This window comes from Clostridium sp., from assembly GCF_036781005.1.
Lineage (GTDB): Bacteria > Bacillota > Clostridia > Clostridiales > Clostridiaceae > Clostridium_B.
This window is the reverse complement of sequence record NZ_DAIQBT010000036.1, coordinates 1-23,930: the sequence shown is the minus strand read 5'-3', so window position 1 is coordinate 23,930 and position 23,930 is coordinate 1. Positions and strand designations below refer to the sequence as shown.

Here is a 23,930-nt window from a genome sequence, read left to right as displayed (position 1 = left end):
CTATGGATTATGCAATTTCTATTAAAAACCTTACAAAAAAATTTGGGGATTTTACAGCTGTAGATACTGTATCCTTTTCTATTCCAAAGGGAAAAATATTTGGTCTTTTGGGACCCAACGGCTCTGGAAAATCTACAACTATAAGGATGATATGCGGGGTTTTAAAACCCACTTCAGGGGAAGGTTCAGTTTTAGGGTATGACCTTGTTAAAGATTCCGAAAAAATAAAACAAAACATAGGCTATATGTCTCAAAAATTCAGTCTTTATGAGGATCTTACCGTAGAGGAAAACTTAGATTTTTATGGCAATATATATATGATTCCTAGAGAAAAGCTTGATTTGAGAAAAAAAGAACTTATTCACATGGCAAATCTCACAGGAAAAGAAAAAAGTCTTGCTGGAACGCTTTCCGGGGGATGGAAACAGAGACTTGCACTTGGATGCTCTTTAATACACAATCCAAGCCTCTTAATTTTAGATGAACCCACAGCTGGAGTGGATCCAGTTTCAAGAAGAGAATTCTGGTATACCATAAGCAACCTGGTATCAGATGGAATCACTGTACTTGTAACCACCCATTACATGGATGAAGCTTCTATCTGCGATATAATAGGTTTTATATTCAACAGCAAACTTATAACCATAGATACTCCTGAAAATTTATACAAAAAAAATAATATGGAAAACTTAGAGGATATATTTATTAAATACGTGAAAGAACTTTCAAATAGAGAAGTGGTATCCTCCTTTACAAAATTAAAACAAATAAAAAATAAAAAAGGAGGTAATAAATATTGAAAGTTAAAAGACTGCTTACAGTGACAAAAAAAGAATTTATCCATATAAAAAGAGATAAGCCAAGTCTTGTTATAGCTCTTGTAATGCCAGTAATGATGCTGCTTTTATTTGGCTTTGCAGCAAATACGGATGTAAATAATGTAAACCTTATGGTATATGATGGCAGCAAGACTTTAGAAAGCAGAGCACTTATAAATGCCTTTATAAATTCATACTATTTCAAACTTTATGGTTCTGCAGATTCATATAATGAGGTGGAAAAATATATTGATATGGGAAAAGTAAAAGCAGGAATTATAATACCTCCTGACTATTCCAAAAAATTAAATGGAAATGAAACAGCAAGTGTTCAAGTTCTGGTAGATGGCTCCGACCCTACTATAGCAAGAACTGCCCTGTCCTATTCCATGCTCATAGGAAATAACTACTCGACTAAGATAAAAAAAGTAGAGGTAAAAAAATCTGGAAATTCTTTGTCAAAAAATGCAGGAATAAATATAAAACCTCTCCTTCTCTATAACCCTACACTAGAAAGCAGTAAATTTAATGTACCTGGGGTTATGGGGCTTATTCTTCAAAATATTACTATTATATTAACTTCTTTTGCAATGGTACGTGAAAAGGAAAAAGGTACTATTGAACAACTTATTATGACACCTATTACTCCTTTTGAGCTGATAATAGGAAAATTAATACCCTATACAATAATTGGGTTTTTAAATATGGTAACTGTACTGATTCTGGGCAATCTACTTTTTGGCATAGTTATAAAAGGAAGTGTAGCACTTTTTATGATACTTGGAACATTATTTTTAATATGTTCTCTATCCATGGGTATGTTTATTTCCACTGTGGCCAAAACCCAACTGCAGGCAATGCAGGCTTCTTTGGCACTCTTACTTCCCAGTGTACTGCTGTCAGGGTTCATGTTTCCAAGAGAAGCCATGCCAAAGATAATTTATCTCATAAGCTGTATTCTGCCGCTGACTTATTTTCTTCAAATTTTAAGGGCTATAATAGTAAAAGGAGTGGGTCTGTCATACATTATAGGTCCCATAATATCTTTAAGTGTATTAATTATTGTCATTATAGGTTTTACCGTGGTTAAATTTAACAAAACATTAGATTAATATTAAATACTTTCTACATCCTTAAATTTTCACGAGATTTAGAGGAGGTACTTTAAAAGTTCAGATGGAGTTTAGTTATGCTAAAAACTATACTCCATCTGAACCCAAGAATCACTTGATATATTTTTTAATATTTATAAAGCATTACTATACTTTGAGAACCACTGCCTATAGTCCAAAATACTATATAGTCTCCTCTTTTAACCTTTTTTTGTTCTATAGCCTTATATAGAGCTATAAAAGGACTACTTGTACTAGTATACCCATATTTATCACCTATATAGATACTATTATCTTCATCTATGTTCATAAGTTCTCTTATATGCTTTATATTTGAAAATGCAAACTGTGAGAAACAAAACATACTTATGTCTTTTGACGTCAATCCTTTTTTCTCTAACATTTTAGTCATAATTTCAGCTGCAGGATAAACGCAAGCTCCTCCATCAAAGGGGAGCCATTTAAAGCAAAACTCATCTACATTTTTAGACTTAAAAAAACTGGAAAATCCATTCCTTGGACACATGATATTTTCACTTTCTTCTGTATTTATATAATATTCCTCATCAAGTATGCCGCAATCTTCATTTACCTTTTCCAGAATTATGGCACAAGCAGCATGTCCATAATTACCATAACAAAGCTCATTGTTAGGATCAATTAAAGAATGCATATCATCACAGCCCACAATCAAGGCTCTTTTTGCCCTATTTGAGGCTATCAGATAATTTGATGCAAGTTCTAGGGCAACTGTCATACCAGCACAATTGGCATTCATATCAAAACACATTACATTTCTTCCTGCATTTAATTCTTTATGTAACAAAATTGCCATGGAAGGTGCAATATATTCTGATAATATAGAAGAACATATTATCATATCTATATCATTTCCCTTTAAGCCTGCCTTTACTAATACAGATTTGGATACTTTTAAGGCTGAAGATAAAGTATTTTCACCTTCGTCAAACATAAATCTTTTATCTCTTCCCATTATATCCTCTAATAAATGTTCTACATGTTTACCCTGTTTCTCAAAGTGCTTTAAATAAAAATCATTTGAGACAACTTTAGAACCCTGACAAATATCAATACAGCTTAATTTCACACCCATATTAGTCCTCCTTGAATAACAAAAATACATAATAAAGTTCAATCTATATTTCTTTTAAAAGGTGCTATTAAATTATTTCAGCCTGAAGTCCCGAATTTCTGGCTATTCTTGTAAACTGCATCCTTAAAGTTGCATTATTTCCTCCATCTATGGTAACCTTTTTAAAATTTAAATCCTTATACATTTTAAAACAACCTTCCAGCATAGGCACCATGTCTCTGGTAGAAACCTTTAACTCTTTGCAATCAAAAGATAATGTATACTCTGAAGGTTGTATAGCAGCTACTGTTTTTTGAAATTCTTCTATAAAACTTTTAGCATCTTTCTCTTCATACATCCCCCATACTCTTACACTCAATTCTTTTTTCCCCTTGTCCAAATTAATATTATGTTTTTTCATAGTTAAATACACCTATCCTCTCATTTTATTTGAATTTATTAATATTACAGCTGTTAGTACTAATATTCTTATGATCAAGTGATTCTGAAGAACTTATCCAGACGTGTAGCAGTGCTTATCTCCCACTTTGAAGAAGATGGGAGAATTAGCAATGGTAGCGTTCGGATAAAAAATTAAAAGGTGCCTATATCGCATAGGCACCAAAAAATATAATATACATATTAAAGTCTTACAATTATAATTTTGGCGACCTGGCAATCATAGAAAAATAAATTTTCTTTAGACCCATAGCTTTGCGGCCTTACTTTTCAATAAGTGTGCTATTATCAATATATATTCATAATTTTACATATAATTTTTAGAATTTTCAACAATAATATCTAAATTTCACCTTATTTTTTAAAGAAACTATTTATCATTTTCTTAAATTCCCTTTTAATCCATCATATCCCTTTTTTCTTTATTATTTAACAATTTATAGTTTCTAAATTGCTTTCTTTTATTTTAGTAATCAAATCAGGTATAACCTTATACATATCATCAACTATTCCATAGTCTGCTATATTAAATATAGGAGCTGAAGGATCTGTATTGATTGCAACAATAAAACCTGATTCTTTCATTCCTGCCAGGTGCTGTGGTGCCCCTGAAATTCCACAAGCTATATATAATTTGGGTTTTACCCTGTTACCACTGTATCCTACTTGAAAGTCCTTAGATATAAACCCTTCTTCAACTATCTCCCTGCTGGCTCCAACTACACCTCCCAATAAACTGGCTAACTCCCTTAACATATCCATATCTTCTGCCTTTTTCAACCCCTTGCCTGCTGCTACTACTACATCTGCATCAGATATATTGATTTCCTGGGATCTAAGCTGTGTTATTACTTTTACCAATTCATTTTCAGGTTTTAAAGCTTCTACCTTTAAAATATCTCCCTGTCTTTTATCATCTCTTATACCCTCGTCAAATTCTTTATATCTCACTGTAGCCATCTGGGGATATGTGTGCGTTTTTATATGGGCCAATATATTTTCACTAAAAGCTGGTCTTATCTGAACCAATTTTCCGTCTTCATCAATTTCAAGGCCTGTACAATCTGCTGTAAGTCCTGTATTTAAAGATGCTGCCAGTCTAGGAGCTAGTGATCTTCCCAAGGTAGTGGCACCAATCAAAAAAACTTCAGGTTTGATATCTTCAATTAAATTTTTCAGGTTAATTGTATAGGTTACTTCTTCCGGTAGGTTAAAAATGTCATCCTGTACATAAAATACCTTATCTGCTCCCCTATATATAAGTTCTTCAGCCTCTACACCATCTGCTCCAAGCACAACACTATACACCGGAGCATTTAATTTATCAGAAAGCTGCCTGGCTTTTCCCAGAAGTTCATAGCTGACTTTATGAATTTGTCCATTTTTTTGTTCCGCAAATACCAATATACCACTATATTCCTTATCCACTGCTATACCTCCAAAACCTTAATCTTTTTAAATATATCAATTAATTCATTCTCTGCCTTAACGGTATCTGACTCCCTGTAAATCTTGCCCTGCCTTTTTTCTATTTGGGGAATTTCTATCTTTTTTACCTTTGTAGGTGATCCTTTAAATCCAACACTATCTTCATGCAAAAATTCTTTTAAATCCTCAAGCTTTAATATCTCAATCTCTGCTTTTCTAGCTTTCATCTTATTTTTAAAAGAAGGTAATCTTGGAAGATTTATATCCTTAGTAACTGTAATAAGACATGGAAATTTTATGCTTTTCAAATAAGTTCCTTCCCAGATTTCAGAATGTAACTCCATACTATTTTCATTCATTCCTGTAATTTTACTTACATAGCTTGCATGAGGTATATTTAAAAATTCTGCAACTTCAGGACCCACCTGTCCTGTATCTCCATCTACCGTCTTTTCTCCAGCGATTACCAGATCATAAGCTCCCAATTTTTTAATGGCACCTGCAAGTATTGTAGAAGTTGCCTTTGTATCCGAACCCCCAAATTTTCCATCACTTATAAGCACCCCTTCATGGGCTCCCCTTGCAATACACTCTTTTAATGCATTTTCCGTACTTGGAGGCCCCATGCTCACAGCAGTAACCTTTGCATCAATACTTTCAGCTATTTGAACTGCAGTTTCCAGGGCATTTAAATCAAAAGGATTGATTTCTGCACTGGCAGAGCTTCTATCTACTACTCCCTTTTCTCTGTCAAATTTTACTTTTTCCATATCTGGAACCTGTTTAACTAAAACTATAATATTCATTAAAGCTCCTATCCTTTCTATGAAATAAATGGCAAATAAAAAAACAGACCTATTTCGCTGGGGCGAAATGTCTGCCGCGGTACCACCCATTTTTTTACTTGATTTAAATAACGATTTACATAACCGGATCAACTTACTTCAATTTCAGCCTACAGCTTCAAGATGATTTTCGAAATGTGTATTTATGGGTTTCCATCTTTATCCCACTCTCTTTAAAATACTTGACATATCTACTTTATCTTATCATCGCCTTTGTCTACTTGAAAAACAGTCTACTATAAATTTAATCTTATGTCAATAAAAACTTACTTGAGTTTTTCAATTAAAATCTTGCTTATTCTTTTCTTATTACACTTTAGCACAGTGAATTGATAATTTTCATAGTTAATCTTATCATTCACCTTTGGATATGAATCCAATTTAGAATAAATCCACCCTCCCAGAGTATCAACATTTTCAGACTGGATATCAATTTCAAGAAGATCATTTATATCCTCAAGAATAAGTTTCCCATCCACAACATACTTATTGTCTTCAGTTTTATTTATTTCTGCTCCTTCTTCATCAAATTCATCCTGAATTTCCCCTACAATTTCTTCCAAAATATCTTCAATTGTAACCAGCCCAAGTGTTCCTCCATATTCATCAATAATTATGGCTATCTGGGACTTTTCCTTTTTAAACATCTTCAGCAAATCACTTATAGACATCCACTTTGGAATAAATTTAACTTTTCTAATAATATCCTTTATATTTTTATCTCCTTGAATCTGTTGTTTATACAGATCCTTTATATGTATAAATCCAATAACGTTATCCTTGTTATCTGTGCAGACAGGATATCTGGTGTGCTGTCTTTCCATGAAAACTTTTATAATATCTTCTATGGAATCCCCTGAAAAAATGCAGGTCATATCAGTACGTGGTACCATAATATCTTTCACAGTCTTCTCTGAAAAATCAAATATGTTATCCACAAAGGTTAATTCTGTCTTGTCTATCAATCCACTTTTATAACTTTCTTCAAGTAATAGTTTTATTTCATCATCAGTGTACGCTGTCTCATGGTCATCCCACTGCGAAATCCCGAATATCTTAAGCACTAAATCAGTACTGTGGTTAAATGCCCACATTATAGGATAGGTTGCCTTATAAAATATAATAAGAGGGAGAGATGTATACATGGCTATCTTTTCTGTATTTATAATAGCTAGCGATTTAGGAGTCAATTCACCAAGTACTATGTGAAAAGCCGTTATTATTGAAAAACCAATAACAAGAGAAATAGAATGCACTACTCCCTCCGGAAGATGAAACAAATTAAATAAAGGCATAAGTACACTGGCAACAGCAGGTTCTCCTACCCATCCCAGTCCCAAAGATGCTAAAGTTATTCCCAATTGACATGCAGATAAATATGAATTTAAATCCTTAATTACCTTTAAAGTAAATTTTGCATTTCTTTTTCCTTCCGCCACCAAGGTTTCTATTCTGGATCTTCTAACTTTTACTACTGCAAATTCCGCAGCAACAAAAAAAGCATTCATTAATATAAGTAAAAACACAATAATCATATTTATTAAAAAAACCATATAAATATAACTTCCTTTCTGAAATCGCCTATCCATAATTATAAATAGATAGGCTATGACCAATACTATCATATTTTTATTTCTTTAACAATATCGAACAAAAGAAAGGTACCTTGTATTTTATATAGGTTGAGATACATTTTCCTGCATTCCCACCTCATATTTATCCGTTTCCCTTATCACGAAAAAGTTCTAAATATATTCTTCCCTTTTTCCAGCTGCAATGATGCTCCATGTTAAAAAAAATATAGTCCATGCAATCATTATTAAACTGGCAGATAAGGTATTTATATAGTACGCCCCTGTATCTTGTACAATTTGCCTTGTTATTATAGTTCTGGGATTTCCAAGTGCTATAAAAAATGCCGGCTTGATATATGACACATCAGATAATGCAGGAATATTTGAAAATATTATGTAAATGGCCCCAAATAGTATAGCTGTAGATGTGGCCGCTGCATTATTTGTGATTAGAGTAGATACTAGAATACAAAAACTTGTAGCTGCAATTATAAAAATTATCTGTAAAATCATAAATTCAATTAAAAATTTATAAAGAGGCATAATACTTGAAGTGCCTGGGATGACAGCTATAAATTTATGCAAGTCCATATTTTGTATACTGCTGTGTTTAAAGGCCGGCCCTATAGGAACTGGATACTTGAAGCTGTCAAAGCCATATACAAATTCTCCAAATAATAAAAATAGAAGATCAAAAATAGCTACAAGTGCAGAAGTCGAAATAGTACAAGCTAAAAATTTTCCAAATATAAGTTTTGACTTTGTAACAGGTCTTAAAAGTAAAAGTTTTAATGTGGGAGGTGCATATTCACTGGAAACACTATCTACTGCCATAAAAACTACTGCTAAAAATATAACTATCATACCGTATTCCAAAATCATAATGTAATTATTAAATAATAAATATCCTGTAGCCTTAAGTTCACTAATTGGCTTTATATTATTATTCAATAGATATTTTTTATAGGCAATTTCTTCTTTTCTCTGTTCTTTTCTCACCCCTTCTATTTTACTGTCATCAACACTTTCCATAAGTTTTACATCTTTTTTCAAAGTATCTTTCCATACCAGAGGATGGCTTTTTTCAAATTCATAGTCTTTTATCATATTGTCAATACCATCTATATGCTCCTGAATTTCAGCAAGCTTTTCCTTATCGTTTACTGATTTTTTTTGCTCCTTGTAGTATTGTTGTACATTCTTTGCTTTTTCAAGCCCTTTTTCTCCATTTCTACTATTCACAACTATTATTGACAATATAGCCACAAATAATAATATAATAGAACATATAAAAAATTTCTTTCTGTGAAATATTTTAATAATTTCATTCTTAATTATTGCAGAAATCATCTTTTTCTCCCCCCACAACTTCCATATATCTTTTTTCAAGAGTTCCCTTTATATTAGTTATATCCTCTACTCCCTTGATTTCACCTTCATTTAAAAAGGCCACCCTATCACACATGGTTTCCATCTCTCCAAGTATATGGGATGATATAAATATAGTAACTTTCTTATCTCTTGAATATTTTTTAAATATATTCCTAAAATAAATCATCCCACTTGGATCAAGGCCATTAGTAGGTTCATCTAATATCCACACCTTTTTATTTCCCATAAGAACCTGTGCAAGCCCAAGTCTCTGTTTCATTCCAAGGGAGTACTTTTTAAATTTATCATCTATCCTATCTTCCAGTCCAACTAACTTTACGGCCTGCTCTATGTCTGATTGAGTAACATTTTTATCCATCCTTGCCAGCTGCTTTAAATTTTCAATTCCAGTTAAATAGGGATACATATCCGGTGCTTCCACTATGGCCGCTATACTACTTATAAAGCTTGCCCTATTATTTTTAATACTCTTTCCATATACGTAAATTTCACCTTTAGTAGGTTTTAAAAATCCCACAATCATTTTTATAGTTGTGGTCTTTCCTGCACCATTAGGTCCTAAAAATCCAAATATCTCACCTTCATTTACAGTTAAATTTAAATTCTTTACAATTTCTCTTTTTCCTATACCCTTTGACAGATTTTCTAATTTTAATACTTCCAAGAAGTTCACATCCTTTTAATATAATTACTTCATTATAATGTATCCATATTACAAAGCTAGTATATTTTTTATTACAAAATCAGTACTATTTATTAAGATTTTATTACAATCCTCCAGAGAAAGAAAAAAGTGTATATAATAAATGTAGATACAATATGAAAGGTGAATTTCCACATGGACAAAAATGTAGTTTTAATTGTAGATGATGATGAAAATATACGCGAACTTCTGGCCATAATGCTAAAAAATCAAAATATAGATTATCTCTGTGCAAAAGATGGAGTAGAGGCACTTGAAATTTTAGAAACCCATAAAATAGATCTGATACTTTTAGATATTATGATGCCAAGAATGGATGGCATGATGGCATGTATGAAAATAAGGGAAGAGTTGAATCTACCTATAATAATACTATCTGCCAAAATTGATGATGCAGATAAGATAATGGGACTTACCATCGGAGCAGATGACTATATTTCAAAACCTTTTAACCCGATGCTGTTAATTGCAAAGATAAAATCCCATTTAAGGAGATATAAGGAATTTAATTCAAATTTTCATGGCAATTCAAATTTTATTAAAATACAGGACATGCTTATAGATACAGATAAACACATTGTCAAAATAGATGATAATAAAATAAATCTCACTCCTCATGAATTTGAGATTTTAACTTTTCTTGCAAAAAACAAAAACAATGTACTGAGTATAAAACAAATATATGAAAATGTATGGAAGGAGCCTTACATGGAACTTAACAGAACTGTTACAGTGCATATAAGAAGATTGAGACAAAAGATAAAGAAAGATTACATAAAAACTGTATGGGGAGTTGGTTATAAAATTGAAAGTTAAAATAATTGGTATTCAAAGCAAATTCATAATAACATTTATATTTTCACTAATTGCAAGCTTTATGATATATGAATCAGTATATTCAACTTATATAAGTTTTGCATCTCAAAAACATCCCCATAAATTTCAAAATTATAACTATAGCTTTGGGGAATTATTACATATTTCTCTTAATATAAGTTTAACTACAAGCTCTGTGGATTTTAATAGTGAATCCACATACAAAGCTGTGCTGTCCAGATATGAATCCAAGTATTCAAAATACAAACTTGGCTTTGTTGCGGTGGATTCTAAAAGCAATATATTATATAATTCATCCAGACTTCCAAAAAATTTAAATTTAGAGGAATCATACTCAGACTTTTTAAAATATTATACCTCTGCAGGAGATTTCACCAGATATAATTACTATATATATAAAATGCCTATAAAAACATATAATACTACTTCCATACTCTGGATTACCGCCTCTCCTAGAAATGCACCTAATGATTCAAAGATGCTTTTATTTGAATTTAAAAGTATTATAATAATGCTTTCTTTATGTATGTTATTATTTTTGATAATAACCCATCATAGGATGAAATATATAAACGAAATTTGCCATGGAATAAAAATAATTGCAAATGAAAATTTGAATTTTAAAATACGTAAAAAAGGACATGACGAACTATCTGAGATATGTAAAAATATAAATTTTATGGCAGATAAGATAAATGAAAAAGTTGAGAACGAGAAGAGAATTGAAGGCTCTAAAAACTCACTTATAACCAATGTAGCCCATGATATAAGAAGTCCACTCACAAGTATAATTGGATTTCTGCAAATTATAAAAAACTCTGAATATAAATCCCAGGAAGAAATGAAAAGATTTATCGGTATATGCTTGAAAAAAGCTGAAACCATGAAAAAACTCACGGACAATTTATTCATGTTCACAAAATTAAACGACAGCAGTGTAAAATTACATTCATCTGCCATATGTTTAAATGAGCTTATCTATCAGTTAATTGATGAATTTGAAATCGCCTTTGAAAATTCAAAATTAAAAATTATAGATAATATATGTACTGAAAGTATAATGGTTACAGTGGATATTAATCTATTCGTAAGAGCTTTGAATAATCTGATGTATAATGCTTTAAAATACAGCTTCAAGCCTTCAAATGTGCATGTATCTTTAATACAACATGACAAAAAAGTTGTAATCAGCATAAACAATAGATGTGAAAATTTAAAAGTGGAAAATTTAAATATATTATTCGAAAAATTTTACAGGACAGATGTATCTCGTACAAATACTGATGAAGGCTCGGGATTGGGGCTTTCCATAACTAAAAGTATAATTGAAAAACATGGTGGAAACATATGGGCAAATTATGAGAAACATATCATTACTTTTACAGTATCAATACCTGTAAACTAAACCGTAAGAATAATAACGTTCTTTTCATCCCAACGCTACCATTGCTAATACTTCCATCTTCTTCAAAGTGGGAGATAAGTATTTCTCTATAGCAAACTCCACCTGAACCTAAGAATCACTTAATTTAGGAAATCTAAAATGACCAGTTATTCTAGGCATCCAATACATAATTTCATCGCCCTCTCTGGCACATGGCGGTACATTATGTATTATGTAGGGAATACCATCTTCCCTTCTTTTATCAGAAATTATGGCTATATGTTCACTATTCTCAAAAGTTACAATATCTCCTGGCTGCCATTTCTTTAGGTTTTCTATATCATTTGGTTTCAATTCAGTAGTGATATTTAATGCATATTTTTTAAAATAAACATAGAGGTTAGGAACCCTCCTAAAATCTATATTGGGATCGGGATTACCTTGAATTCTATTGTAATCATCGGGATGATTTCTTATATCCTCATCCACCATATCCTTCAAATTATAACCTGCTTCCTTAAAAGCCCTCCATACCAGGTCAGTGCATACCCCTTCATTTTCAGGAGGATATCCACCTACATAATATCCACTTTTGTACTTTACCCTTTTATCTGCTTCTTTTCTGGCTCCAAGAACAATATCTTCCTGATCCTTTATGCCGTCCTTATCCTTGTCTGAATCCACTAATACTATTACTTTTCTTAACTTTTCATCAATTGTTTCCTTATTTTTGGGGATAACTAAATTTTCAGTATGCACTTTCTTTGTATTCTTACTGTAAAATATATTTTTGTGTTTAAAAACGTGAACGCTTAGACCAATTAAACAAATGAAAGCTAAAAATATAACAAAAAACCTTTTTTTCATTTGTTACCTCCTTGTCACTATATTGTGATAGTGATATTATCAAATCCTGTGCTCTTTTACTATAAATACTAAAATAATTCAAACTTATTCTTATAAAAATCAATTAGCCCTTCTCGTTTCATCCGTGCAAGTTCTCTAGACAAAGCACTACGATCTACATTTAAGTAACCAGCCATAGCTTCTCTATTAAATGGTATCCTAACAATCCGTGCTTTGGATTCATAGCAAACCTTAGTTAAGTAAGTTAAAACTTTATCACGAATGGTTGGCATAATGAGACAATCATTACGATCATGTAACTCCAGGGCCCTTTCTGCAATACTGTCAAAAAGGTTGAAAAGCAATTGTTCATGAGCTGCACAAAGTTTTGTACAACGACTTAACACATTTTTCACAGGAATAAAAAGAACAGTAAGAGATTCCAGTGCCTGTACCGACATGGGGCACTTACGCTTACCACTAGCAGCTGTTAAGATGGCAGTATATCCACCTGGATAATGTAGTGAAACAATAATTTGTTTACCTGTAATACTCAATTTAGTGCTTCGGGCACTACCCTTCAGTATAATACCAATATCATTAACAGAATCACCTTCGCAGACAACCATTTCACCCTTTTCATATTCTTTACGCATTGCAGATAAACATATGAGCATTTTTTGAATATCATTCGGTTCAATACCAGAAAACAAATGTGATCGCACCAAAATATCTAAATCATCCACAGGAATACCTCTTTTCCCGTTGCATGTGCAACATACTTTCTATTTGTATAATACTATACTTATAAAAAATGCGAAAGTATCTGACAAAAAATAATCCTATAAAAACGTTTTTATCAACTAGAATGGAGGAGAAAAATGAAAGAAAAAAATAATCCTATAAAGGCAAGAAATAAGCTTTTGGCTACTAAACTAATTAAAAACCTGCAAAGCAGGAAATTTGAAGCATATTATTGTAACAATGCCATAGATGCTGCCGAAAAAGCATTATCACTTATACCACAATCTTCATCTGTATCATGGGGAGGATCAGTTACACTTGAAGAGATTGGGCTAATTGAACGAATATATCAAGGTAATTTCATTATAATCGATCGTGACAAAGCCCAGACAATGAATGAACGATATGATTTAATGCGTCAATCATTATTGTGTGATACCTATTTGACAAGTTTCAATGCAATTAGTGAAGATGGTGTATTAATCAATATAGACAGCGTTGGCAATCGGGTAGCCGCAATTACCTTTGGCCCCAAAAGTGTCATAGCTGTCATTGGAATAAATAAAGTTTGTAAAACTATTGAGGATGCAATAATAAGGGTTAGAACATACGCAGCTCCTATCAATGCACAGCGATGTTCCTCAGACCCATTTCTGCATCCTGTAGAAATGACACCTTGTGTTGTAAATGGAACTTGTGGAAATTGTAAAGCAAAGGATTGTATTTGCTCTTACATTGTTGAAACAAGAATGTGTAAAACGCCTGGAAGAATAAAAATTATTCTTGTTGGTGAATCTCTGGGATTTTAAATTTGGAATGTTGAAATAAGCTGTGGAATTAGCCGTAAACTATCAATTTGATTATAATTATTAAAATATGTAGGTTTTTAACCTATTTTTACTAGACACCTTTAGGGGGGATTCCCCAAAGGCGTCTAGTAAGTCTTATTAAATTCGCATATACTTCATTACTTTTAGGAAAATACCAATTATTTAAGGATAACCTATTACTGATATTCAAGTTTTTTATTACCTCAATATAAAAATTATAGATTAATGTCCCCTGCGTTTTTCTTTCTTTTTACGCTGGTATAATTGAAATTTTCTTTCCTTTTCTCTATAGCTCTTTTCCTTCAGGTTTTTTCTTTTTTCTAATTTGTTTTGTTCATATTGTAATTTCACTGCAAGTTGTGCTTTTGTTCCCATACCCTTAGCTTCTGTTTGTTTTTTGATTTCCCTCTGAAGTCTTTTAGGATTTACCCTTTTGCATTTAAGTTCATTTATCGGTAGAGAGTTGCTGAATTTCAAATTCCAAAAGTGCCTTAATATAAAATCATATATCTCATAATCTTTCGGTTCAGAACCAAATACAACTTTTGAAACTTCATATTTATCAAAGGATACCCGTTCAAAAACTCCCACCCAAAAGGCATCTTCAAAAAATACAGTAAAACTAATACTTACTTCCATTTTATTTTCCTCCTGTAAAACAAATATTAACATAGAGAAAGGACGACCCCAGGAGGGAAGGTTACTTCTATCCATAACAATATGGATAGGTTTGGACTACCAACCAAAACTGTGTTTTTATCTCTAATCTATAAAATAATAATATTTACAAATATTATACCATAAATTATTATTTAATTTTCTTTTTTAGTCTTTAGTTTAAGTACTTTATAGATTATACCAAGCATTATAAACCACACAGGCGTTACAAATAGAGCCACACGGTCTCTTCATTCAGTGTCAAAACAACTAATACAAAAGCAATAAATGCCAAAACTATGTAGCTGGTAATTGGATAAAAAGGCATTTTAAATTTGCTTTTTGAGGCAAGTTCAGGATTAGTTCTACGGTATTTTAAATGGCAAATCACCATAATTCCCCAGATAAAAATAAAACAAAAGGTTGATATACTTGTAATAAGTACAAATACTCCTTCTGGCATGATATAACTCAAAATAACTGAAATTAAAATAACAGCTGCTGAAAACATCAAAGCATTAGAAGGTACTTTATTAGAAGTTAACTTTTTCATTGAATTAGGATCATTACCTTCTTGGGAAAGAGAATAAACCATACGGCTTGTACTAAATATTCCACTGTTACAGGCAGAGGCCGCGGATGTTAAAACCACAAAATTTACAATACTTGCTGCTGCAATTCCCACTGCTGCAAATACCTGTACAAATGGGCTTACAGTAATTTAACTAAAATATCTTAGAGTATCTTATATCATAAATTTATGATATAAGTTCAACTTTTCTTTTATGATACATATTAAGAAAAAAGGAAATTATAGATAAAATCATACTTGACAACAGGCATATAATTATAAACATATTTAAAATATTATTAATTCCATATTGAATCCATTGAATTTTTGGTGTGATGTAATGAACAGAAATATACCATTTATCGTTAATCGTTAAATATTCTTTACCTGAACAAGCATTTGATATATATCCCATTTTCTTCAAATCGGTATTGAGCTGAGTATAGCTTGGATATATGCTTTCTGCATCTTCAAAAGAGTCTTTATCTATGCTGCCATTATAATTTTTCGGATATTTGAATACTGCTATATATTTTAATTCTTTATTGTAAAATTTAAACTTATTACTATTCTCTTCAAACAAAGCCTTTAACTTATCCTTTGACACATCGTTATCACTTTTTATTATATCTTGTACATCATATAATACTTTTGTATCTAAGTGTCCTGACCCATATCTAATAAAATTTTGAAATAATAAACACAATAAACCTATAATTAATAATATAAATGCTATATTGATAATTTTTCTTGAAAAACTTTTTTCAATAGTATATACTTTTTTAAATTGTTCTTTTAATATCTCCACTTGTCCAAATTTATTTATAGCAATATCAATACTTTCATCTTGGGACTTTCCTTGCTTTCTTAATTCCTCTATAGATTGTAATAAGTGATTCTTCATTTCTTGTCTCACTATAGTAATTTCTTCACTTCTGCCTTTTAATTTGCTGCAGATTGAATTAATATATCTGTCTAGTTTATCCATAAATTATACCTCCTTAAAAAAAATATCAATAATATTTTTAAAGAATATCCACTGCCCTTTCTTTTCACTAAGATACTTTTTACCTTTATCAGTTATTTTATAATACCTTCTTCTTCCCCCATTACTTTCTGTATCACCCCAATAAGAATAAACCAATTCATTCTTTTCCAGCCTTTTTAACACCACATATAAAGTACCTTCCTTAATTTCAAATTTTTCTTTACTCGTGCTTCTAATTTTTTTTGAAATTTCATAACCATATAAATCATTACTTTTAAGTAGTGATAATATTATACTTTCTATGTACCCTTTTATCATCTCTTTATTTACTTCCAATAAATATCACTTCCTCATAATTATATATACCACAAATTACTATATAGTGTAAAGTACTATATAGTAATTAAGTAATTTTGAATATATGATCTTCATAACTATCCATAAATGAAAAATAAAATCACAATTACCTCTAAAAAATCATCTCTCCTGGTTTATAATCCTCAGGCAATTCTTCTTCACTTAAAAATTTGAAATTATCATCACGCAGTATTGGTAAAAATACTGCGTATGGAATTCTGGAGAACTCACAGGCATAATCACTGGCTCCAAACCACTTACCTTCTTTGCAGCTCAAATTTAGACCTCTGGCAAATTTGGTATGGTTTGAGCAATCATGAACTACTAAATCCCACTTTTCTTCATCGGCCATTTTCATGAATTTCAAAGTTAATTCCCTACTCCAAATTGGAGATATGTAACCATGTCTGCAAATATACATATTTTCCCCATAATAATTGTCTATATTATTTCCATTTAAATGTAATTCCGCACAATTTATAAAATCAAGTTCTGTATCCAAGATAGACTGCTTTTTCTTAAAAAAGGCTTGAAAAAATTCAGGAGTCATAGGAGTTTCAATGCCTACATTTTTAATATATTTTTTGGCTATGCCAATATTTTTAATTACTTTATCCGAACACCCTGAAGCCCCAAGATTGAAGCGAATTTCATCAAGGCCAGCTTCACCTAATGCTTTCAATGTCTTTTCCGAAGCTAAAATACCATTTGTGTATAAATGTTGATGAATTTTAGCATTACTAAATTTCTTTATTATTGAATAGTATTTTTCAATCTCCATAAATGGCTCTAAATATACATAGGAAATACCGGTGGGTTTTTCATGAATGGAAAGAAGTAAATCAATATCCTTCTCATAAAATTTTGTTCCTCCAATTTCCCACATACCTTCGCCAACTGGAGGTATATAATCTAATTCTCCATAATTATAACAGAATTTACACTCTATATTGCACTTATTTGTTTTCCTAATTGCACTTAAGCCAGTTCCAAGCAGACAAGAGCGACATCCTTTAGGAAATTTATTTTCATTTCCCACAAAAAAAGTTCTATTCTCTAACGTTTTTAAACTTTTAATCTTTGACATTAACAACTCATTTCTATAATCGATGGCTGCCTCAATTTGTGCAAAAGTAGAGTAAATAATTTCTTGCTGCTTTGTCATAATTTCCTGTTCCTCTGGCAACATAGAAAAAAATTCAAACCACATTAATGCATCTTTTTTTGAAATTTTCATAGTATATACTCCTCTAATATTTAATAAGTTTTCTGTTAACTCAAATGATATTAGATTATAAAGTTTTTTACAACATCAATTTCAATATTATAATGAGTTTCATCTACTTCTACAAAATTTTTTGTTAAAAATTCTCATAAATATTCCTAATGCACATAAAATAATAAATGTTATTAATCATCTAATTTTCTCTTCAATTTTTTAATAAGCATATTGTACTTTTCATTTTCTTTCAAGGATGCGAATGCAGGATTTTCAGTAACTGCCTTAATAAAATTTTTCTTAATTATTGTCTCATCCAAGGGAGTGTTTGTTCCGATACAAATATTATCTTCAAGCCATTTATCTATCTGGGTAAAATATCCACATCCCTTTAATCTCAATGGATATTGATATCCACAGGCAGTGTCTACATATTTTTCCAATGCCTCTATTGCCTTTTCTTCATTCTTCTGAATCAAATACCCCTGTGCAGCAACAATATGAATTCCAAAAACTGCATTGGTCAAAATCTCTTTCATCTGAAAAGAATCAATAATTTGAACGCCCTGGGAATATATTTGCTCAAATAAAACTGGCTCTGTCATGTGCATGGAAAGATAATTGGTTAACAATGTTAATATATTTATTATATTTTGATATAGCAATATCTGATTAACAACATCTGCTTGATCACCTTCTCCAAGCATTTGATATGCATTAATTAGCATAACATCATCTCCGCTATAGGGAGTTAATTTATTATCTAATAATCTAATAACTTCTTTACTATTCCCTTTCATCATCTCTGCCAGTGCTTCCATGGTATTGGCAGTCTTTATATCAGAAATATTCTCTGATTCCTCTTTTACTCTCTGACTTAACAGTATACATTTATCAAGAACTTCTTTTCTTATATCTTCAGTTTTTGCTAAAGGTAAATAGTTCAATAATAATTGAATCATGGACAACAAAAACGGAAAACAAGAATAGTATTTCTTTATCATTTTGTCACACTGTTCCATTATCTCCTCAAATGGTCTTGTAACAAATTCATGTGAAAATTCACTATAATTTTTTTTAATGTCTTCCTTTGTAAGTTGTGGAGAATATCCTAATAATTCATCCACTGAAACATTAAAATATGCTGCAAGTTCAGGGAGAAGTAAAATATCAGGATAACTTAATCCTGATTCCCACTTGGAAACAGATGCCTTAGAAACACCCATATAAGCTGCTAACTGCTCTTGTGTTATTCCCTTTTCTTTTCTTTTTTGAATAATACATTTACCTATATTTAACTCTTTCATATCTACCACCTCTAATGACATTTTATGCATTAATTTATTCACTGTCGATGGATTTATAGTTGATTTTAACGGAATAAGTTAACTTGCAGGAAACTTCCTTCAATAATTAAAGCCCTGCGTCTTTTTAAGCAAGGCTGGATATAAATAATCTTCAGTATTTTTTATTTTTTCTCACTACATCATCCTTATTTATTTTTGCCTGATACAGATATTCATCCGTACTTGAAATACATCCTCATCGTACCTATTTCCGAATTATAATGAATGATTTCATTATTTACTGGCTATGAATAATTTTATTAGCCTTTTCTATTTCTTTAGGCTGGATATATATTTCATAGTATTCATTTCTACTTCCACCAGCAGCTATAGGATTTCTAATTCCTTTATGCCTTATTATCTTAGTCTTTACTTTAATCCCATTACTCATAAGTTTATATTTTATAGCACAATATTCTTCTATTTTTACAGTAAAAAATATCATTTCCCAATGATTCTCCTTTAAACGTTGAAAAAGCTTGTTTAACAAAATATCACTTCCCTCAATTTATCTTTACAAAAAAGATATGATATAACTTAACTTGAAATTATCCAATTATTACTCTAATAGTATAGGTACGCAAATTTCACAATGATGATTATTAACCATTTGCACTATATACCTTTCCATGATTGGTCTTGTTTTATCAAATTGATATCCTTGCCTTGATAATTCCGGGAAAATATCAATCCATGCTTTCTGAACTGCTTCTGTTGTATGATTAATTTTAAAAATAGCATAGTTTCCTCCAACAATATTACCTTCTCTTACATATCTGTCAGTTATTAAATAACAGTTTGAAATAACAATACAAGCATCATAACGACAATTTTCAGGTTTAGTAGTTTCAGGATTATCCTGAGCAATTCCAAAAATTATGGATTTATCATTAAATAAATGGTTAACTTTTGTCCATTTTTTTAATTTTTCCATTGTTTGTACATTACTAATTCCATAAGGACCAATATTCCTTATGAAAGCAATTCGATATGTTGGCATCTTTTCAATCTTAATATTCATAATTTACTCTCTTTGCCTCCTTTAAAGAATAAATAACTTCTTTTGAGCCTTACCAATAGTATTTTTAGTGTCTTTAAGCACTTAAAATACACCTAAAATTTTCAACTGTTCATTAATCTTTGCTTCAAGTTCTGCAATTTCCTTATTATCTTGTTCTAACTGCTTATTTACTTCTTCTAAATCAATAGGAGCTTCTTCTTCAAAAGTATCAACATAACGTGGAATGTTCAAGTTAAAATCATTTTTTCTAATTTCCTCAATTGATGCCACGTGGGCATATTTATCAACATCTTTACGTTCTTTAAATGTATTAATGATCTTATCTATATTTTCATCATTTAAGTTATTTTGATTCTTTCCCTTTTCAAAATCATTGCTTGCATCGATAAATAATACATCTTTCATTTTACGATTCTTTTTAAATACTAAAATAATCGTCGGTATACTTGTTCCATAAAATAAGTTAGCTGGCAGGCCAATAACCGTATCAAGATAATTTTTTTCAATGAGAGTTTGACGGATTTTGCCTTCCGCTGCGCCACGAAATAATACACCATGAGGCAAAACAATAGCCATTGTTCCAGTGTTGTTTAAATGATATATACTGTGTAGTATAAAAGCATAATCTGCTTTTGAAGCTGGTGCTAATTTCCCATAATCGCTAAAACGTGAGTCCTTTAATTTGGTTTTATCATTATCCCATTTTGCAGAATATGGTGGGTTTGCAACCACTGCATCAAAACTACGTGGGTGGTCAATCCCTTTTCCGTCTGGTCCATCTGGCCAATCGCTTTCTAGAGTATCAGCATTATTTAGTGTCATATTGTTATAAGATACATTGTGCATCATCAAGTTCATACGGGCCAAGTTATAAGTTGTCGTATTCAACTCTTGACCAAAGTACTTCATAGGAGTACCCTTTGGCAATTCTTGTCCAACAGTAAGTAGTAAGGAACCTGACCCCATTGTTGGGTCATATACATTAAAGAATTCATCTAATTTTTCTACGCCGCTCGTAACTACTTTAGCTAAAATCTTACTTACTTGATGAGGTGTATAAAATTCTCCACCTTTTTTACCAGCACTTGCAGCAAATTGACCGATTAAGTATTCATAGATTTCACCTAGAATATCTTTTCCACCATCTCCCTTGTATTCAATTCCATCAACTAACTTAACTATATTGTTAAGTGATTTTGCACGTTCATTTGTAGAACTTCCAAGACGTGAATCTCCCAAGTTAATATCGTTGAATATACCACGAAAATCTTTCACAGCTTCTTTATTTAATTCCGCATTTTTATTAAAGTTATCAAAAATAGTCTGGTAGTCACTAGGAATAACTTGTGCATCATTAATTTTATTAATCAAGGATTCCCATGTATCATTTGGCGCAATTGCATACCCCAGACTTGATGAGATATCTTGTAAATAGTCATCCAAATCTGCACCTACCGCTTGTTTTAGATAAGCATCATTGATAGATTCTCCATCACGAACATCAATAACATTATTTCCCACCAAATACTGCTCTTGATGTTCCGAAAGGTATCTATAAAACATAAATGCCAAGATATAGTTTTTGTACTCTGACGCATCCATTGTGCCACGTAATTCATTTGCCATAGCCCAAAGTTTACTTGTAATTGTTTGTAGATTATTACTCATTGTTTTTATTTCCTTTCTCTTTTCAAATTATTTTACACAAACATCTGTTGTAGTAATGCTTTCTTTTGTTCTTGCAAATGATTTAACTTACGTTGATGAAGGGTGATAAGGTTATCAAGCTGTTTGAGAAATAAGCCGATTTTTGATTGCTCGTCATATTCGGGAACTCTCAATTTAAATTCTGCATACTCTTGTGCATTAACTCCCGGTTGACCAGAACGTTGTGAAGTTATGCGAATGTACTTATTATATTTATTTGTTAATGTGCTCTGAAATACAAATTCCGCATCATACTCTGGTTTAATTCTTGCCCTTATCAGAAATCCTGCATAATACACTAATCCATCATATTCCTTGTAAATATAGGACTTTCCAACACTAGCACCTGTTCGAGTAAAAAGAATATCTCCACTTTTCAATTTATAATTATCTGCATTACTAAGGTCAACATTAGGAGAAGTCAAATCAGTTTCAAGGAACCTCCTTGATTCATCATCAATATCTGTTATCCGTATATATTTATTTACTCCGTCAAATTCTGTCGCTGCTGCATTCAATCCATATTCAAATGAGTCGCTTATTTCACCCAACTTACGCTGTTCCCAAGGGTCAGTAAATCCTGGAAAACGAAGTTCTGGACAATCTTCGCCATTTTTAGGAAACATTTTTTGTAACAAACTTTTCTTCTTATCTTGCAAGTGATTTAACTTACGCTGATGAAGGGTGATAAGGTTATCAATGTTTGAAAGAAATTGTCCAATTTTTTCTTGTTCCTCGTTATCAGGTAAATAAACGCCTATCTTGGACAATGATTCTTGATTGATATTTGTATTAGCGCTACTGGTTGCTTTAGCCATTATTTGTCGCCTAACAAATTTAGTAGCAAATACATATTTTTTAAAATTATTATCGCTCATATAATTTGTTCGAAATCTAATAATAAATCCAGAATACGTAGTATTTACCATAGTTTTTGGCACTAATGCAACCTCACCGACACCTTCGGGTTTTACAGATGAACGTACAAACAGGACATCTCCTTCAATCAAAGAATACTCCACTTTCTGATTATTTGTACTCTCTGCTAATCCCAATTCTGAATCATCAACTACATTTCTACCAAATATATTTTGTAAATTTACAAATGGACTTCCATGTCCCATAGCAGATTTATCAAAGTTCATTCCATTTTTAAATTCACCAATTTCACCAAGCTTACGCTGTTCCCAAGGGTCAGTGAATCCTGGAAACCTTATTTTAGGTACATTCGTTTTATTTTTATCCATTTTATCTCCTATCTTAGCTGTCAATTGATAGTCGACAGTTCAATAATTAATTTTAAAGTGTCATTAGATATCAAGTGAGCCTTAGGTTTAGATGGAGTTTGAACTTCATCTGAATCCTAGTTGAACTTATCCATGGACGTAGCATCCGTTTACTCCATCCTAAAGAGTGGAGTATTACGGATGGTAGTCATCGGACAAATTAACTTTCGGCCTGATCATCAGCTAATTCATAAATAGCATCACGCAAACCATTACGGTACTTGATTTTAGACAAAGATTGTATCTCTTCATTATGTGCTAATGTCTTATAATCCAAGCTTGCCTTAGCAATTATATCCCGAATTTGACCAGTATCATCTAAATCCTGCACGCCATAACGATGACGACTAAATAATTCACGCATCTGAGCACTTGTGATAATATCTGTAATTCCCCACTTCACTCGAAAATCTAAGAACATTCTATCAAGGCTTACATTGTTAGCTGCTTGAATAATTTGTTCACTATTTCTCAATTTTACTGGATATTTAAGATTAGAACCTTCCGTCGGAAAATGTCCTTTGATAATAGCCATTACTGCATTCATTATCTTCGCAGCGTAATTTCTGTCCTCCAAACCATTGGCAAATTGATGAATTTTCTCTTTCGTAGCTTGTGCTTCTTTGCTCTTACCTTCATGCACCTGGTTCAATAATTTTTCCACCAATTCAGTTAAATAATCATAATCTATTTTCACATCCTTAACATGAGTC

General features: G+C 31.5%; 24 protein-coding genes, 1 pseudogene, 1 riboswitch and 1 other annotated feature. Of the genes and pseudogenes, 5 read left to right on the top strand and 20 right to left on the bottom strand.

The genetic code is table 11. The features are described 5' to 3' along the window. The first annotated feature begins 2 nt into the window (after positions 1-2). Both V7Q02_RS13030 and V7Q02_RS13025 read left to right on the top strand, forming a co-directional pair. Positions 3-800, top strand: coding sequence for an ABC transporter ATP-binding protein (locus V7Q02_RS13030; protein ID WP_333861467.1), 798 nt, complete (start codon positions 3-5; stop codon positions 798-800). After that, on the top strand, positions 797-1,930 hold the full coding sequence (locus tag V7Q02_RS13025; RefSeq protein WP_333861466.1) for an ABC transporter permease: 1,134 nt from the start codon (positions 797-799) through the stop codon (positions 1,928-1,930). Before V7Q02_RS13030 ends, V7Q02_RS13025 begins: the two co-directional genes overlap by 4 nt. 127 nt (positions 1,931-2,057) lie before the next feature. On the opposite strand, the gene V7Q02_RS13020 is transcribed toward V7Q02_RS13025, so the two are convergent. From V7Q02_RS13020 to V7Q02_RS12990, 7 genes are all read right to left on the bottom strand, one after another. Further along, entirely contained in the window at positions 2,058-3,044 is a 987-nt protein-coding gene (locus V7Q02_RS13020; RefSeq protein WP_333861465.1) for a 3-oxoacyl-[acyl-carrier-protein] synthase III C-terminal domain-containing protein, read from the bottom strand. Between the two features lie 67 nt (positions 3,045-3,111). Then, a complete protein-coding gene (locus V7Q02_RS13015; protein WP_333861464.1) occupies positions 3,112-3,444 on the bottom strand; it encodes a hypothetical protein in 333 nt (110 codons plus the stop codon). A gap of 242 nt (positions 3,445-3,686) precedes the next feature. After that, positions 3,687-3,776, bottom strand: a riboswitch (cyclic di-GMP riboswitch). A gap of 135 nt (positions 3,777-3,911) precedes the next feature. After that, the gene (locus V7Q02_RS13010) at positions 3,912-4,910 is read right to left on the bottom strand and encodes an electron transfer flavoprotein subunit alpha/FixB family protein (protein ID WP_333861463.1); all 999 of its coding nucleotides are present in this window, start codon (positions 4,908-4,910) and stop codon (positions 3,912-3,914) included. Positions 4,911-4,912: 2 nt separating this feature from the next. Further along, positions 4,913-5,806, bottom strand: a complete 894-nt coding sequence (locus V7Q02_RS13005) for an electron transfer flavoprotein subunit beta/FixA family protein (RefSeq protein ID WP_333861462.1) — start codon at positions 5,804-5,806, stop codon at positions 4,913-4,915. Then, positions 5,772-5,972, bottom strand: a binding site (T-box leader). (Overlaps the previous gene by 35 nt.) A gap of 49 nt (positions 5,973-6,021) precedes the next feature. Beyond that, positions 6,022-7,308: a hemolysin family protein gene (locus tag V7Q02_RS13000; protein ID WP_333861461.1), complete on the bottom strand. Its 1,287-nt coding sequence runs from the start codon at positions 7,306-7,308 to the stop codon at positions 6,022-6,024. Between the two features lie 192 nt (positions 7,309-7,500). Beyond that, complete coding sequence (locus tag V7Q02_RS12995; RefSeq protein WP_333861460.1) at positions 7,501-8,679, bottom strand: ABC transporter permease; 1,179 nt, start codon at positions 8,677-8,679, stop codon at positions 7,501-7,503. After that, on the bottom strand, positions 8,660-9,394 hold the full coding sequence (locus V7Q02_RS12990; protein WP_333861459.1) for an ABC transporter ATP-binding protein: 735 nt from the start codon (positions 9,392-9,394) through the stop codon (positions 8,660-8,662). The genes V7Q02_RS12995 and V7Q02_RS12990 overlap by 20 nt, the downstream gene beginning before the upstream one ends. A 165-nt stretch (positions 9,395-9,559) precedes the next feature. Between V7Q02_RS12990 and V7Q02_RS12985 the strand changes: the two genes are divergently transcribed. Then, positions 9,560-10,240, top strand: coding sequence for a response regulator transcription factor (locus tag V7Q02_RS12985; protein ID WP_333861458.1), 681 nt, complete (start codon positions 9,560-9,562; stop codon positions 10,238-10,240). After that, complete coding sequence (locus V7Q02_RS12980) at positions 10,230-11,666, top strand: HAMP domain-containing sensor histidine kinase (RefSeq protein WP_333861457.1); 1,437 nt, start codon at positions 10,230-10,232, stop codon at positions 11,664-11,666. Before V7Q02_RS12985 ends, V7Q02_RS12980 begins: the two co-directional genes overlap by 11 nt. A gap of 108 nt (positions 11,667-11,774) precedes the next feature. Here the strand turns inward: V7Q02_RS12980 and V7Q02_RS12975 are convergent, their stop codons facing one another. Together V7Q02_RS12975 and V7Q02_RS12970 are read right to left on the bottom strand one after the other, a co-directional pair. Further along, positions 11,775-12,512, bottom strand: a complete 738-nt coding sequence (locus tag V7Q02_RS12975; RefSeq protein WP_333861456.1) for a DUF1287 domain-containing protein — start codon at positions 12,510-12,512, stop codon at positions 11,775-11,777. 68 nt (positions 12,513-12,580) lie between these two features. Further along, the gene (locus V7Q02_RS12970) at positions 12,581-13,237 is read right to left on the bottom strand and encodes a Crp/Fnr family transcriptional regulator (protein ID WP_333861455.1); all 657 of its coding nucleotides are present in this window, start codon (positions 13,235-13,237) and stop codon (positions 12,581-12,583) included. Positions 13,238-13,372: 135 nt separating this feature from the next. Here V7Q02_RS12970 and V7Q02_RS12965 point away from each other — a divergent pair, with 135 nt between their 5' ends. Further along, complete coding sequence (locus V7Q02_RS12965; RefSeq protein WP_333861454.1) at positions 13,373-14,044, top strand: lactate utilization protein; 672 nt, start codon at positions 13,373-13,375, stop codon at positions 14,042-14,044. Between the two features lie 243 nt (positions 14,045-14,287). Here the strand turns inward: V7Q02_RS12965 and V7Q02_RS12960 are convergent, their stop codons facing one another. The 11 genes and pseudogenes from V7Q02_RS12960 to V7Q02_RS12910 form a co-directional block, all read right to left on the bottom strand. Next, positions 14,288-14,704, bottom strand: a complete 417-nt coding sequence (locus tag V7Q02_RS12960; protein WP_333861453.1) for a YjdF family protein — start codon at positions 14,702-14,704, stop codon at positions 14,288-14,290. Between the two features lie 173 nt (positions 14,705-14,877). Beyond that, positions 14,878-15,434: pseudogene (locus tag V7Q02_RS12955) on the bottom strand (amino acid permease); the annotation flags it as partial. A gap of 46 nt (positions 15,435-15,480) precedes the next feature. Then, on the bottom strand, positions 15,481-16,281 hold the full coding sequence (locus tag V7Q02_RS12950) for a permease prefix domain 1-containing protein (RefSeq protein WP_333861452.1): 801 nt from the start codon (positions 16,279-16,281) through the stop codon (positions 15,481-15,483). 3 nt (positions 16,282-16,284) lie between these two features. Beyond that, a complete protein-coding gene (locus V7Q02_RS12945; RefSeq protein WP_333861451.1) occupies positions 16,285-16,617 on the bottom strand; it encodes a PadR family transcriptional regulator in 333 nt (110 codons plus the stop codon). 133 nt (positions 16,618-16,750) lie between these two features. Further along, positions 16,751-17,875, bottom strand: a complete 1,125-nt coding sequence (locus V7Q02_RS12940) for a radical SAM protein (RefSeq protein ID WP_333861450.1) — start codon at positions 17,873-17,875, stop codon at positions 16,751-16,753. A gap of 173 nt (positions 17,876-18,048) precedes the next feature. After that, the gene (locus V7Q02_RS12935; RefSeq protein WP_333861449.1) at positions 18,049-19,164 is read right to left on the bottom strand and encodes a helix-turn-helix domain-containing protein; all 1,116 of its coding nucleotides are present in this window, start codon (positions 19,162-19,164) and stop codon (positions 18,049-18,051) included. A gap of 277 nt (positions 19,165-19,441) precedes the next feature. Further along, on the bottom strand, positions 19,442-19,693 hold the full coding sequence (locus V7Q02_RS12930; RefSeq protein WP_333861448.1) for a hypothetical protein: 252 nt from the start codon (positions 19,691-19,693) through the stop codon (positions 19,442-19,444). Positions 19,694-19,762: 69 nt separating this feature from the next. Continuing rightward, positions 19,763-20,224 carry an AraC family transcriptional regulator gene (locus tag V7Q02_RS12925; protein WP_333861447.1) on the bottom strand — a complete coding sequence of 154 codons (462 nt, stop codon included), beginning with the start codon at positions 20,222-20,224 and terminating at the stop codon, positions 19,763-19,765. Positions 20,225-20,305: 81 nt separating this feature from the next. After that, positions 20,306-21,892 (bottom strand): type I restriction-modification system subunit M, encoded by a 1,587-nt coding sequence (locus V7Q02_RS12920; protein ID WP_333861446.1) that lies wholly within the window; start codon positions 21,890-21,892, stop codon positions 20,306-20,308. A gap of 32 nt (positions 21,893-21,924) precedes the next feature. After that, positions 21,925-23,178 carry a restriction endonuclease subunit S gene (locus V7Q02_RS12915; protein WP_333861445.1) on the bottom strand — a complete coding sequence of 418 codons (1,254 nt, stop codon included), beginning with the start codon at positions 23,176-23,178 and terminating at the stop codon, positions 21,925-21,927. 199 nt (positions 23,179-23,377) lie between these two features. Further along, positions 23,378-23,930 (bottom strand): type I restriction endonuclease subunit R, EcoR124 family (locus tag V7Q02_RS12910; RefSeq protein WP_442882170.1); only part of this gene is annotated, 553 nt, incomplete at its 5' end.